This is a genomic window from Streptomyces sp. NBC_00691 (genome assembly GCF_036226665.1).
Lineage (GTDB): Bacteria > Actinomycetota > Actinomycetes > Streptomycetales > Streptomycetaceae > Streptomyces.
Genome location: NZ_CP109007.1, coordinates 4,691,575 through 4,704,521, shown reverse-complemented (window position 1 = coordinate 4,704,521; position 12,947 = coordinate 4,691,575). Strand labels below are relative to the sequence as shown.

Sequence of the window (12,947 nt, the reverse complement as noted above, 5' to 3'; positions counted from 1 at the left end):
TTACACCGCCCTCATCAGCAGGGTCGCGGCGATCAGCACCGCCGTACCTCCGAACATGGAGACCGCGTACGTGCGGGCGTAGCCGTTCTGGAGCTTGCGCAGCCGGCCGGAGAGTCCGCCGACGGAGGCCGCGGTGCCGTTGACCACGCCGTCGACCAGGGTGTGGTCGACGTAGACGAGCGAGCGGGTCAGGTGGGTGCCGCCGCGGACGAAGACGGCGTGGTTGAGGTCGTCCTGGAGGAGGTCGCGGCGGGCGGCCCGGGTGAGGAGCGAGCCGCGCGGGGCGACGGCCGGGACGGGCTTGCGCCCGTACTGGACGTACGCGAGGCCGACGCCGATCACCATGACGACGACGGTGGCGGTGGTGACGGCCGCGGCGCTGAGGGGCGAGTGCCCGTGGGCGTATCCGGTGACCGGCTCCAGCCATTCGACGAACCCGGCGAACTCGAAGATCGCGCCCGCGGCGACGGAGCCGACGGCGAGCAGGACCATGGGGATGACCATGGACCTGGGCGACTCGTGCGGGTGCGGCGGGTTGCCGTCCGCGTCGGGCTCCCAGCGCTTCTCGCCGAAGAAGGTCATCAGCATCACGCGGGTCATGTAGTACGCGGTGATGGCGGCGCCGAGCAGGGTGACCGCGCCGAGGATCCAGCCCTCGGTGCCGCCCTTGGCGAAGGCCGCCTCGATGATCTTGTCCTTGGAGAAGAAGCCGGACAGGCCGGGGAAGCCGATGATCGCGAGGTAGCCGAGGCCGAAGGTGATGAAGGTGACCGGCATGTACTTCCGCAGGCCGCCGTACTTCCGCATGTCGACCTCGTCGTTCATGCCGTGCATGACCGAACCGGCGCCGAGGAACAGCCCGGCCTTGAAGAAGCCGTGGGTCACCAGGTGCATGATCGCGAAGACGTAGCCGATGGGGCCGAGGCCGGCGGCCAGGATCATGTAGCCGATCTGCGACATCGTCGAGCCGGCGAGGGCCTTCTTGATGTCGTCCTTCGCGCAACCGACGATCGCACCGAAGAGGAGCGTGACGGCGCCGACCACGGTGACGACGAGCTGGGCGTCGGGGGCCGCGTTGAAGATGTCGGCGGAGCGGACGATCAGATAGACACCGGCGGTCACCATCGTCGCCGCGTGGATGAGGGCCGAGACCGGGGTCGGGCCCTCCATCGCGTCTCCGAGCCAGGACTGCAGCGGCACCTGGGCCGACTTGCCGCAAGCGGCGAGGAGCAGCATCAGACCGATCGCGGTCAGCTTGCCCTCGCTGGTCTCGCCGGTCGCCCCGAGCACCGGTCCGAAGGCGAAGGTGCCGAAGGTGGTGAACATGATCAGGATGGCGATGGAGAGGCCCATGTCGCCGACCCGGTTGACCAGGAAGGCCTTCTTCGCGGCGGTCGCCGCGGTGGGCTTGTGCTGCCAGAAACCGATCAGGAGGTACGAGGCGAGGCCGACGCCCTCCCAGCCGAAGTACAGGAGCAGGTAGTTGTCGGCGAGGACGAGCAGGAGCATCGCCGCGACGAACAGGTTGAGATAGCCGAAGAAGCGGCGGCGGCGCTCGTCGTGCTCCATGTACCCGATGGAGTAGACGTGGATGAGCGTGCCGACGCCGCTGATCAGCAGGACGAAGGTCATCGACAGCTGGTCGAGCTGGAAGGCCATGTCCGCCTGGAAGCCCTCGACGGGGATCCAGGTGTAGAGCCGCTGGTGCAGGGCCCGGTCGTCGGCGCTCCTGCCGAGCATGTCGGCGAAGAGCGCGAGGCCGATGGCGAAGGAGGCGCCCGCGAGGAGCGTGCCGATCCAGTGCCCGACCTTGTCGAGCCGGCGTCCGCCCAGGAGCAGGACGGCCGCGCCGAGCAGGGGTGCCCCGATGAGCAGCGCAATGAGATTTTCCACGGTCAGCCCCTCACAGCTTCATCAGGCTGGCGTCGTCGACCGAGGCCGAGTGGCGGGCACGGAAGACGGACACGATGATCGCGAGCCCGACGACGACCTCCGCGGCGGCGACGACCATCGTGAAGAAGGCGATGATCTGGCCGTCGAGGTTTCCGTGCATGCGGGAGAAGGTGACGAACGCGAGGTTGCAGGCGTTGAGCATGAGCTCCACGCACATGAAGACCACGATCGCGTTGCGCCGGATCAGCACCCCGGCCGCACCGATGGTGAACAGCAGAGCGGCGAGGTACAGGTAGTTGACGGGATTCACCGGGTGGCCTCCTCTTCGTCCCGGTCCCGGCCGAGCCGCTCCTCGGAGCGCTGCTCCAGGGCCTTGAGGTCGGCGAGGGCCTCGGTGGACACGTCCCGGATCTGGCCCCGCTTGCGCAGGGTCTGCATGACGGTGAGCTCCGCCGGGGTGCCGTCGGGCAGCAGACCGGCGATGTCCACGGCGTTGTGCCGGGCGTAGACGCCGGGCGCGGGGAGCGGCGGGAGGTGCTTGCCTTCCCGCACGCGCTGCTCGGCCAGCTCGCGCTGGGTGGCGGCCCGCTCGGTGCGCTCGCGGTGGGTGAGCACCATCGCGCCGACGGCGGCGGTGATGAGGAGCGCGCCGGTGATCTCGAAGGCGAAGACGTACTTGGTGAAGATGAGGGCGGCGAGGCCCTCGACGTTCCCGCCGTGGGCGCTGTTGGCGGCGCCGAGTCCGGCGAACTCCTTCAGCGAGGCGTTGCCGATGCCGGCGGCGAGCAGGATGCCGAAGCCGAGGCCGCAGGCGACGGCCCACCAGCGCTGTCCCTTGATGGTCTCCTTCAGCGAGTCCGCGGCCGTGACACCGACCAGCATGACGACGAAGAGGAAGAGCATCATGATCGCGCCGGTGTAGACGACGATCTGCACGATGCCGAGGAAGTACGCCCCGTTGGCCAGGTAGAAGACCGCCAGGATGATCATGGTTCCGGCGAGGCAGAGGGCCGAGTGCACGGCCCGCCTCATCAGGATCGTGCCGAGGGCGCCGATGACGGCGACGATGCCGAGGACCCAGAACTGGAAGGCCTCGCCCGAAGAGGTCGCGTAGGCCGCGAGGTTGCTCATGAGTCCGCCCCCTCCGGCTCGCCCTTCTCCCCCTTGGACACGGCGACCTGACGGACGGTCCCGGGTGCGGCCCCTTCGACCAGGCCCAGGTAGTAGTCCTGCTCCGTCATGCCCGGGAAGATCGCGTGCGGCGAGTCGACCATGGTGTCCTCGAGGCCCGCGAGAAGCTGCTCCTTGGTGTAGATCAGGTTCTCGCGGGAGGAGTCGGCCAGTTCGAACTCGTTGGTCATCGTCAGCGCCCGGGTGGGGCAGGCTTCGATGCAGAGTCCGCAGAGGATGCAGCGGGCGTAGTTGATCTGGTAGACGCGGCCGTACCGCTCGCCCGGGGAGTAGCGCTCCTCTTCCGTGTTGTCCGCGCCCTCGACGTAGATCGCGTCGGCGGGACAGGCCCAGGCGCACAGCTCGCAGCCGACGCACTTCTCCAGACCGTCGGGATGACGGTTGAGCTGGTGCCGGCCGTGGAAGCGGGGCGCGGTCGTCTTCTGCTGCTCCGGGTACTGCTCGGTCAGCCGCTTCTTGAACATGGCCTTGAAGGTCACGCCGAAGCCGGCCACCGGATTCTGGAAATCAGACACCGTCCGTCTCCTTTCCATCACTCGCAGGAGCTGTATCGGGGGCGCCGCTGACAACGAGGTCCCGGTCCTGCCGTGGCCTGCGCCGGGGCACGGGCGGCAGGGACTGTCCGGGCTTGGGCGGTACGGGGAAGCCGCCGGCCATCGGGTCGAAGGAGCGGGTGTCCTCCGGCGGGGGCGCCGCGGCCTTGGCCTTCCGGTCGCGGAACACATCGACGACGAAGGAGAGCAGCAGCAGTCCGAGGACGGCTCCGGCGACGTAGAGGACGATGTTGCCGAAGGCGATGTTCTCGTTCCGCAGCGCCCGGACGGTGGCGACCAGCATCAGCCAGACCACGGAGACCGGGATGAGGACCTTCCAGCCGAGCTTCATCAGCTGGTCGTAGCGGACGCGGGGCAGCGTGCCGCGGAGCCAGATGAAGAAGAAGAGCAGCAGCTGCACCTTGATGACGAACCAGAGCATCGGCCACCAGCCGTGGTTCGCGCCCTCCCAGAAGGTGGAGACCGGGTACGGGGCCCGCCAGCCGCCCAGGAAGAGCGTCACCGACACGGCCGAGACCGTCACCATGTTCACGTACTCGGCGAGCATGAACAGCGCGAACTTGATGGACGAGTACTCGGTGTTGAAGCCGCCGACGAGGTCGCCCTCGGACTCCGGCATGTCGAACGGGGCGCGGTTCGTCTCACCGACCATCGTGACGATGTAGATGATGAACGAGACCGGCAGCAGGATCACGAACCAGCGGTCCGCCTGCGCCTCGACGATCGCCGAGGTCGACATCGACCCGGAGTAGAGGAAGACGGAGGCGAAGGCCGCACCCATCGCGATCTCGTACGAGATCATCTGCGCGCAGGAGCGCAGGCCGCCGAGCAGCGGGTACGTGGAACCGGATGACCAGCCGGCGAGGACGATGCCGTAGATGCCGACGGAGGCGACCGCGAGGACGTACAGCATCGCGATCGGCAGGTCGGTGAGCTGCATCGAGGTGCGCTGGCCGAAGATCGAGACCTCGTTGCCGGCCGGGCCGAAGGGGATCACGGCGATCGCCATGAACGCCGGGATGGCCGCGATGATCGGTGCGAGGACGTAGACGACCTTGTCGGCCTTCTTGACGATCACGTCCTCCTTGAGCATCAGCTTGACGCCGTCCGCGAGGGACTGGAGGAGGCCCCAGGGGCCGTGCCGGTTGGGGCCGATGCGCAGCTGCATCCAGGCGACGACCTTGCGCTCCCACACGATGGAGAACAGCACGGTGATCATCAGGAAGGCGAAGCAGAAGACGGCCTTGATCAGGACGAGCCACCAGGGGTCCGTACCGAACATGGACAGGTCTTCGGCGGCGAGCGGCGTGGTCATGCCTGCACCTCCGTGGCATCGACGGGGCTCGGGGTCGCCGGGCCGATGCGGACCAGGTCGCCGGGGTGGGCACCGGTGTCGGAGAGGACGCCGCGCCCGGCTGAGTTCAGCGGGAGCCAGACGACGCGGTCGGGCATCTCGGTGACCCGGAGCGGGAAGACGACGGAGCCCGCGGGGCCGGTGACTTCGAGGGTGTCGCCGTCCTTGACGCCGGTGTCGGCGGCGGTGGCGGCGGAGAGCCGGGCGACGGCCGCGTGCCGGGTGCCCGCGAGGGCGGTGTCACCCTCCTGGAGCCGGCCGAGGTCGAGCAGCATCCGGTGTCCGGCGAGGACGGCCTCGCCGTCGCCGGGACGGGGCGCGGCCTGGCCGGGCTCGACGGGCTCGGAGGCCCGCTCCTCCGTCCAGCCGCCGAGCCGGTCGAGTTCCCGGCGTACGGCCCTGAGGTCGGGCAGCGCCAGGTGGGCGTCGAGGGCGTCGGCGAGCATGTGGAGCACGCGCGCGTCGGCCGGGGCCAGCGGGCGGGTCATCTGCTCGGGCTTGAGCGCGGCCTCGAACATCCGGGCCCTGCCTTCCCAGTTGAGGAAGGTGCCGGGCTTCTCGGCGACGGCGGCGACCGGGAGGACGACGTCGGCGCGGGCGGTGACCTCGCTGGGCCGCAGCTCCAGGGAGACGACGAAGGCCGCGTCGAGGGCCTCCCGGGCGCGGGCCGGGTCCGGGAGGTCGGAGACCTCCACGGCGCCGACGAGCAGGGCGGCGAGTTCGCCGGTGGCGGCGGCCTCCACGATCTGGCCGGTGTCGCGGCCGTAGCCGTGCGGGAGTTCGCGGACGCCCCAGGCGGCGGCGACCTCCTCGCGCGCGCGGGGGCTGGTCGCGGGACGGCCGCCGGGCAGCAGCGCGGGGAGCGCTCCGGCCTCGACGGCTCCGCGTTCGCCGGAGCGGCGCGGGATCCACACGAGCCGGGCGCCGGTGGCGGCGGAGGCGCGCAGGGCGGCGGTCAGGGCGCCGGGGACGCCGGCGAGGCGCTCGCCGACGACGAGGACCGCGCCGTCCTGGCGGAGGGCCTCGGCGGCGGCGAGTCCGTCGCCTTCGAGACCGACCCGGGAGGTGAGCGCGTCGAGCCACTCGGTCTCGGTGCCGGGGGCGGCGGGCAGCAGGGTGCCGCCCGACTTCTCCAGGCCGCGGGTGGCGAAGGCGGCGACTGCGTAGGTCTTCTGGCCGTGCTTGCGCCAGGCCTTGCGGAGCCGCAGGAAGACGCCGGGGGCCTCCTCCTCGGACTCCAGGCCGACGAGGAGGACGGCCGGGGCGCCTTCGAGCGAGGTGTAGGTGACGCCTGTGCCGTCCAGATCGCGGCCGCGGCCGGCGACGGCGGAGGCCAGGAAGTCGGCCTCCTCGCCGGAGTGGATCCGGGCCCGGAAGTCGATGTCGTTGGTGTCGAGGGCGACGCGGGCGAACTTGGCGTACGCGTAGGAGTCCTCGACGGTCAGCCTGCCGCCGGTGAGGACGCCGGTGCGGCCGCGGACGAGACCGCGGGCGGCCGCCTCCAGGGCCTCGGGCCAGGACGCGGTCTCCAGTTCACCGGTGTCGGCGTTGCGGACCAGCGGGGTGGTGAGCCGGTCGCGCTGCTGGGCGTACCGGAAGCCGAAGCGGCCCTTGTCGCAGATCCACTCCTCGTTGACCTCCGGGTCGTCGGCGGCGAGCCGCCGCATGACCTTGCCGCGCCGGTGGTCGGTGCGGGTGGCGCAGCCGCCGGCGCACTGCTCGCAGACGGACGGCGAGGAGACGAGGTCGAAGGGGCGGGAGCGGAAGCGGTAGGCGGCCGAGGTGAGGGCGCCGACCGGGCAGATCTGGATGGTGTTGCCGGAGAAGTACGACTCGAAGGGGTCGCCCTCTCCGGTGCCGACCTGCTGGAGGGCGCCGCGCTCGATGAGTTCGATCATCGGGTCGCCCGCGACCTGGTTGGAGAAGCGGGTGCAGCGGGCGCACAGGACGCAGCGCTCCCGGTCGAGCAGCACCTGGGTGGAGATCGGGACCGGCTTCTCGTAGGTGCGCTTGACGCCCTCGAAGCGGGACTCGGCCTGCCCGTGGGACATGGCCTGGTTCTGCAGGGGGCACTCGCCGCCCTTGTCGCAGACCGGGCAGTCGAGGGGGTGGTTGACGAGCAGCAGCTCCATCACCCCGTGCTGGGCCTTCTCGGCGACGGGGCTGGTCAGCTGCGACTTCACCACCATGCCGTCGGTGCAGGTGATGGTGCAGGAGGCCATCGGCTTGCGCTGGCCCTCGACCTCGACGATGCACTGGCGGCAGGCGCCGGCGGGGTCGAGGAGGGGGTGGTCGCAGAAGCGGGGGATCTCGATGCCGAGCTGTTCGGCGGCGCGGATGACCAGGGTCCCCTTGGGGACGGAGATCTCGATGCCGTCGATCGTCAGCGAGACGAGATCCTCCCGTGGTACGACCGGGTTGCCGCCGCCGGCGGGCTGGGGCGTGGTGACGGTCATGCGGTCACCTCCTTGTGGTTGTCCGCCCAGGCGGTCGACTTGGCCGGGTCGAAGGGGCAGCCGCGGCCGGTGATGTGCTGCTCGTACTCCTCGCGGAAGTACTTGAGCGAGGAGAAGATCGGCGAGGCAGCGCCGTCGCCGAGGGCGCAGAACGACTTGCCGTTGATGTTGTCGGCGATGTCGTTGAGCTTGTCGAGGTCGGACAGCTTGCCCTTGCCGGCCTCGATGTCACGGAGCAGCTGGACCAGCCAGTACGTGCCTTCGCGGCAGGGTGTGCACTTGCCGCAGGACTCGTGGGCGTAGAACTCGGTCCAGCGGGTGACGGCCCGGACGACGCAGGTGGTCTCGTCGAAGCACTGGAGCGCCTTGGTGCCGAGCATCGATCCGGCGGCGCCGACGCCCTCGTAGTCGAGGGGCACGTCGAGGTGCTCGTCGGTGAACATCGGGGTGGAGGAGCCGCCGGGCGTCCAGAACTTGAGCCGGTGGCCGGGGCGCATGCCGCCGCTCATGTCGAGGAGCTGGCGCAGGGTGATGCCGAGGGGGGCCTCGTACTGGCCGGGCGAGGAGACGTGCCCGGAGAGCGAGTACAGCGTGAAGCCCGGGGACTTCTCGCTGCCCATCGAGGTGAACCACTCCTTGCCCCGGTTGAGGATCGCGGGAACGGACGCGATGGACTCGACGTTGTTCACCACGGTGGGGCAGGCGTACAGACCGGCGACCGCGGGGAAGGGCGGGCGCAGCCGGGGCTGGCCGCGGCGCCCTTCGAGCGAGTCGAGCAGTGCGGTCTCCTCACCGCAGATGTACGCGCCCGCGCCGGCGTGCACGGTGATGTCCAGGTTCAGCCCGCTGCCGAGGACGTCCCGGCCGAGGTAACCGGCGGCGTACGCCTCGCGCACCGCTTCGTGGAGGCGGCGCAGGACGGGGACGACCTCGCCGCGCAGATAGATGAACGCGTGCTCGGAGCGGATCGCGTAGCAGGCGATGATCATTCCCTCGATGAGGGAGTGCGGGTTGGCGAAGAGGAGCGGGATGTCCTTGCAGGTGCCGGGCTCGGACTCGTCGGCGTTGACGACGAGGTAGTGCGGCTTGCCGTCGCCCTGCGGGATGAACTGCCACTTCATGCCGGTGGGGAAGCCGGCGCCGCCGCGTCCGCGGAGGCCGGATTCCTTCACGTACGCGATGAGGGCGTCGGGGCTCATCGCGAGGGCCCGCCTGAGCCCCTGGTATCCCTCGTGCCGCTCGTACGTCTCCAGTGTCCAGGAGTCGGGCTGGTCCCAGAAGGCGGAGAGGACGGGCGACAGGAGCTTCTCGGGGCTGCTGTTGTTGATCTCGGCGGCCAAGGTCATCACTCCCCCTCCTGACCGGAGGTCTCACCGCGCGGGTGGACGATTCGGTGGTGCGGCTGCTCGCCCTTGGCGAGTCGGAGGCCCACGAGCGAGGCGGGGCCCGCGCCGCCGGTGGCCTCGACGGCGCCGGGACGCTCGTCGGGGAAGCCGGCGAGGATGCGGGCCGTCTCCTTGAAGGTGCAGAGCGGGGCGCCGCGGGTGGGTTCGACGGTCCGGCCGGCCCGCAGGTCGTCCACCATCGCCTTGGCGGACTCGGGGGTCTGGTTGTCGAAGAACTCCCAGTTGACCATCACCACGGGGGCGAAGTCGCAGGCCGCGTTGCACTCGATGTGCTCGAGCGTGATCTTGCCGTCGTCGGTGGTCTCGTTGTTGCCGACGGCGAGGTGCTCCTTGAGCTCCTCGAAGATGGCGTCGCCGCCCATGACCGCGCAGAGCGTGTTCGTGCAGACGCCGACCTGGTAGTCGCCGGAGGGCTTGCGCCGGTACATCGTGTAGAAGGTGGCGACGGCGGTGACCTCGGCGGTGGTCAGACCGAGGGTCTCGGCGCAGAACGCCATGCCGGTACGGGTGACATGCCCCTCCTCCGCCTGCACCAGGTGCAGCATCGGCAGGAGCGCGGAGCGGGAGTCCGGGTAGCGGTCGATGATCGCCCGCGCGTCCTCGGTCAGGCGGGCGTGGACCTCCGCCGGGTACGCGGGGGCGGGGAGCTGGGGCATGCCCAGACTGATCTGGTCGGTCATCGGTCGACGCCTCCCATCACGGGGTCGATGGAGGCGACGGCGACGATGACGTCGGCGACCTGGCCGCCCTCGCACATCGCGGCCATGGCCTGGAGGTTGGTGAAGGACGGGTCGCGGAAGTGGACCCGGAAGGGGCGGGTGCCGCCGTCGGAGACGACGTGCACGCCGAGCTCGCCCTTGGGCGACTCGACGGCCGCGTACGCCTGCCCGGCCGGGACCCGGAAGCCCTCGGTGACCAGCTTGAAGTGGTGGATCAGGGCCTCCATGGAGGTGCCCATGATCTTCGCGATATGGTCCATCGAGTTGCCGAGGCCGTCGGCGCCGAGCGCGAGCTGCGCGGGCCAGGCGATCTTCTTGTCGCCGACCATGACGTCGCCCGGCTCCAGCCGGTCGAGGCACTGCTCGACGATCCGGAGGGACTGCCGCATCTCCTCCAGGCGGACGAGGAAGCGTCCGTAGGAGTCGCACGTGTCGGCGGTGGGGACCTCGAACTCGTAGTTCTCGTAGCCGCAGTACGGGTCGGTCTTGCGCAGGTCGTGCGGGAGGCCCGCCGAGCGCAGGATCGGTCCGGTGGCGCCGAGCGCCATGCAGCCGGTGAGGTCGAGGTAGCCGACGTCCTGCATGCGGGCCTTGAAGATGGGGTTGCCGGTGGCGAGCTTGTCGTACTCCGGCAGGTTCTTCTTCATGGTCTTCACGAACTCGCGCACGGCGTCGACGGCGCCGGGCGGGAGGTCCTGGGCGAGGCCGCCGGGGCGGATGAACGCGTGGTTCATACGCAGGCCGGTGATCAGCTCGTACAGGTCCAGGATCATCTCGCGGTCCCGGAAGCCGTAGATCATGATCGTGGTGGCGCCGAGCTCCATGCCTCCGGTGGCGATGCACACCAGGTGGGAGGAGAGCCGGTTGAGCTCCATCAGCAGGACGCGGATGACGCTCGCCCGGTCCGGGATCTGGTCGGTGATGCCGAGCAGCTTCTCGACGCCCAGGCAGTACGCCGTCTCGTTGTAGAACGAGGTGAGGTAGTCCATGCGCGTGACGAAGGTGGTGCCCTGCGTCCAGGTCCGGTACTCGAGGTTCTTCTCGATGCCGGTGTGGAGGTAGCCGATGCCGCAGCGGGCCTCGGTGACGGTCTCGCCGTCGATCTCCAGGATGAGCCGGAGCACACCGTGGGTGGACGGGTGCTGGGGGCCCATGTTGACGATGATGCGCTCGTCGTCGGCCTTCGCGGCGGACTGAACGACCTCTTCCCAGTCGCCGCCGGTCACCGTGTAGACGGCGCCTTCTGTCGTCTCGCGAGGAGACGCGTGGGAAGTGCTCACGAGTACGACCTCCGCTGGTCCGGAGCCGGGATCTGGGCGCCCTTGTACTCGATGGCGATGCCACCGAGGGGGTAGTCCTTGCGCTGCGGGTGGCCCTGCCAGTCGTCCGGCATCATGATCCGGGTGAGGGCGGGGTGGCCGTCGAAGACGATGCCGAAGAAGTCGTACGTCTCGCGCTCGTGCCAGTCGTTCGTCGGGTAGACCGCGACGAGCGACGGCACGTGCGGGTCGGTGTCCGGCGCGGACGTCTCCAGCCGGATCAGCCGGCCGTGGGTGAGCGAGCGCAGGTGGTAGACGGCGTGCAGCTCGCGGCCCTTGTCGCCCGGGTAGTGGACGCCCGAGACGCCGGTGCACAGCTCGAAGCGGAGCGCCGGGTCGTCGCGGAGGGTCCGGGCCACGCGGACGAGGTGCTCCCGCTCGATGTGGAAGGTGAGCTCGTCCCGGTCGACGACCGTCTTCTCGATGGCGTTCCCGGGGAGCAGGCCCTGCTCCTCCAGTGCGCCCTCGAGTTCGTCGGCCACCTCGTCGAACCAGCCGCCGTAGGGGCGGGAGGCCGGTCCGGGGAGCCGGATCGAGCGGACGAGTCCGCCGTAGCCGGAGGTGTCGCCGCCCTTGTCGGCGCCGAACATGCCGCGCTGGACGCGGACCTCCTCGCCGTGCTCCCCCCGCTGCCCCGGCAGGTTCTGCGCGCTGAGGTCCTTCTCGGGATTGGGTGTCTCGTCGCTCACTGTGCTGCCCTGTTCCCTTCTCCGCCCACGCGGCGCGGAGGTGCGGCCGTCGTCGCCTTCTGCGGCCCGGCGGCCGCGCGTGCGTCGGTCACCTCAGCAGACCCTTCAGTTCGATCGTCGGCAGCGCCTTGAGCGCCGCCTCCTCCGCCTCCCGGGCCGCTTCCTCGGCGTTCACGCCGAGCTTGGAGCCCTGGATCTTCTGGTGGAGCTTGAGGATCGCGTCGAGCAGCATCTCCGGGCGCGGCGGACAGCCGGGCAGGTAGATGTCGACCGGCACGATGTGGTCGACGCCCTGGACGATCGCGTAGTTGTTGAACATGCCGCCCGAGGAGGCGCAGACGCCCATGGAGATGACCCACTTGGGGTTGGGCATCTGGTCGTAGACCTGCCTCAGGACCGGCGCCATCTTCTGGCTGACCCGGCCGGCCACGATCATCAGGTCGGCCTGGCGCGGTGAGCCGCGGAAGACCTCCATGCCGAAGCGGGCCAGGTCGTACCGGCCGGCTCCGGTGGTCATCATCTCGATGGCGCAGCAGGCGAGGCCGAAGGTCGCGGGGAACACGGACGCCTTGCGCACCCAGCCCGCGGCCTGTTCGACCGTCGTCAGCAGAAAGCCGCTCGGGAGTTTCTCTTCGAGTCCCATAGGTGCCCCTCAGCCCCTCAGTCCCATTCCAGGCCGCCGCGACGCCACACATACGCGTAGGCGACGAAGACGGTGAGCACGAAGAGCAGCATCTCCACGAGCCCGAAAAGCCCCAGGGCGTCGAACGTGACGGCCCAGGGGTAGAGGAAGACGATCTCGATGTCGAAGACGATGAAGAGCATCGCCGTCAGGTAGTACTTGATCGGGAAGCGGCCGCCTCCGGCGGGAGTGGGTGTCGGCTCGATGCCGCACTCGTACGCCTCAAGTTTTGCCCTGTTGTACCGCTTTGGCCCGATAAGCGTGGCCATGACCACGGAGAAGATCGCAAACCCCGCACCCAGGGCACCGAGCACGAGGACGGGCGCGTACGCATTCACGCTCCTCGCTCCTTCCAGTCGTCCTTGACCGTTGGACCGCACGGCCGGACCGTGAAAGATCGCCCCCATGTGAGGCAGTTCACAAGCCCGGCTGCCCCGCATCTTATGCCCGCCCCTCTGTGATCTGCGACACGGGGTACAGCAACGACTTTGTGATCTCCACCACCTGACGAAGGATCATGAAGTCGGATGAGCGGTGATCTTGTTGCGCGAAGCGCCCAGGTGATCACCAGATGTGACATCCGGACCGGAAATCGCTGCTCGGAGGGGGTGTCGCACTATCAAGTGATGGTCACTACAGGCAAATTGGCGATGGACGCATCCGGGTGATAAAGACAGCGCCCGT

At 69.5% G+C, this 12,947-nt stretch carries 12 protein-coding genes; all 12 read right to left on the bottom strand.

Features of this window, described 5'->3' with window-relative positions; genetic code table 11:
- Complete coding sequence (gene nuoL / locus OG392_RS21295) at positions 1–1,893, bottom strand: NADH-quinone oxidoreductase subunit L (protein WP_329281775.1); 1,893 nt, start codon at positions 1,891–1,893, stop codon at positions 1–3.
- A 10-nt stretch (positions 1,894–1,903) separates the two neighbouring features.
- The gene (nuoK, locus tag OG392_RS21290) at positions 1,904–2,203 is read right to left on the bottom strand and encodes an NADH-quinone oxidoreductase subunit NuoK (RefSeq protein WP_017239464.1); all 300 of its coding nucleotides are present in this window, start codon (positions 2,201–2,203) and stop codon (positions 1,904–1,906) included.
- The gene (locus tag OG392_RS21285; RefSeq protein ID WP_329281772.1) at positions 2,200–3,024 is read right to left on the bottom strand and encodes an NADH-quinone oxidoreductase subunit J; all 825 of its coding nucleotides are present in this window, start codon (positions 3,022–3,024) and stop codon (positions 2,200–2,202) included. Before OG392_RS21285 ends, nuoK begins: the two co-directional genes overlap by 4 nt.
- Positions 3,021–3,617: an NADH-quinone oxidoreductase subunit NuoI gene (nuoI, locus tag OG392_RS21280; RefSeq protein WP_329281770.1), complete on the bottom strand. Its 597-nt coding sequence runs from the start codon at positions 3,615–3,617 to the stop codon at positions 3,021–3,023. The genes OG392_RS21285 and nuoI overlap by 4 nt, the downstream gene beginning before the upstream one ends.
- Positions 3,592–4,953 carry an NADH-quinone oxidoreductase subunit NuoH gene (gene nuoH, locus OG392_RS21275; protein WP_329281767.1) on the bottom strand — a complete coding sequence of 454 codons (1,362 nt, stop codon included), beginning with the start codon at positions 4,951–4,953 and terminating at the stop codon, positions 3,592–3,594. The genes nuoI and nuoH overlap by 26 nt, the downstream gene beginning before the upstream one ends.
- Positions 4,950–7,448, bottom strand: a complete 2,499-nt coding sequence (locus OG392_RS21270) for an NADH-quinone oxidoreductase subunit G (protein WP_329281764.1) — start codon at positions 7,446–7,448, stop codon at positions 4,950–4,952. The genes nuoH and OG392_RS21270 overlap by 4 nt, the downstream gene beginning before the upstream one ends.
- Positions 7,445–8,797, bottom strand: coding sequence for an NADH-quinone oxidoreductase subunit NuoF (gene nuoF, locus OG392_RS21265; protein WP_106975816.1), 1,353 nt, complete (start codon positions 8,795–8,797; stop codon positions 7,445–7,447). Before nuoF ends, OG392_RS21270 begins: the two co-directional genes overlap by 4 nt.
- Positions 8,794–9,534, bottom strand: coding sequence for an NADH-quinone oxidoreductase subunit NuoE (gene nuoE, locus OG392_RS21260; protein WP_329281760.1), 741 nt, complete (start codon positions 9,532–9,534; stop codon positions 8,794–8,796). Before nuoE ends, nuoF begins: the two co-directional genes overlap by 4 nt.
- The gene (locus OG392_RS21255; protein ID WP_329281758.1) at positions 9,531–10,853 is read right to left on the bottom strand and encodes an NADH-quinone oxidoreductase subunit D; all 1,323 of its coding nucleotides are present in this window, start codon (positions 10,851–10,853) and stop codon (positions 9,531–9,533) included. The genes nuoE and OG392_RS21255 overlap by 4 nt, the downstream gene beginning before the upstream one ends.
- Positions 10,850–11,581, bottom strand: coding sequence for an NADH-quinone oxidoreductase subunit C (locus OG392_RS21250; RefSeq protein ID WP_329281756.1), 732 nt, complete (start codon positions 11,579–11,581; stop codon positions 10,850–10,852). Before OG392_RS21250 ends, OG392_RS21255 begins: the two co-directional genes overlap by 4 nt.
- Before the next feature lie 88 nt (positions 11,582–11,669).
- Complete coding sequence (locus OG392_RS21245; RefSeq protein ID WP_319310819.1) at positions 11,670–12,224, bottom strand: NuoB/complex I 20 kDa subunit family protein; 555 nt, start codon at positions 12,222–12,224, stop codon at positions 11,670–11,672.
- Between the two features lie 17 nt (positions 12,225–12,241).
- Entirely contained in the window at positions 12,242–12,601 is a 360-nt protein-coding gene (locus OG392_RS21240) for an NADH-quinone oxidoreductase subunit A (protein WP_019888619.1), read from the bottom strand.
- Between the last annotated feature and the right edge of the window lie 346 nt (positions 12,602–12,947).

Bases quoted from the DNA above. Each gene is read 5' to 3' on its own strand.
- OG392_RS21285 (WP_329281772.1), bottom strand. From the start codon at position 3,024: ATGAGCAACCTCGCGGCCTACGCGACCTCTTCGGGCGAGGCCTTCCAG.
- nuoI (WP_329281770.1), bottom strand. From the start codon at position 3,617: ATGGAAAGGAGACGGACGGTGTCTGATTTCCAGAATCCGGTGGCCGGC.
- nuoH (WP_329281767.1), bottom strand. From the start codon at position 4,953: ATGACCACGCCGCTCGCCGCCGAAGACCTGTCCATGTTCGGTACGGAC.
- OG392_RS21270 (WP_329281764.1), bottom strand. From the start codon at position 7,448: ATGACCGTCACCACGCCCCAGCCCGCCGGCGGCGGCAACCCGGTCGTA.
- nuoE (WP_329281760.1), bottom strand. From the start codon at position 9,534: ATGACCGACCAGATCAGTCTGGGCATGCCCCAGCTCCCCGCCCCCGCG.
- OG392_RS21245 (WP_319310819.1), bottom strand. From the start codon at position 12,224: ATGGGACTCGAAGAGAAACTCCCGAGCGGCTTTCTGCTGACGACGGTC.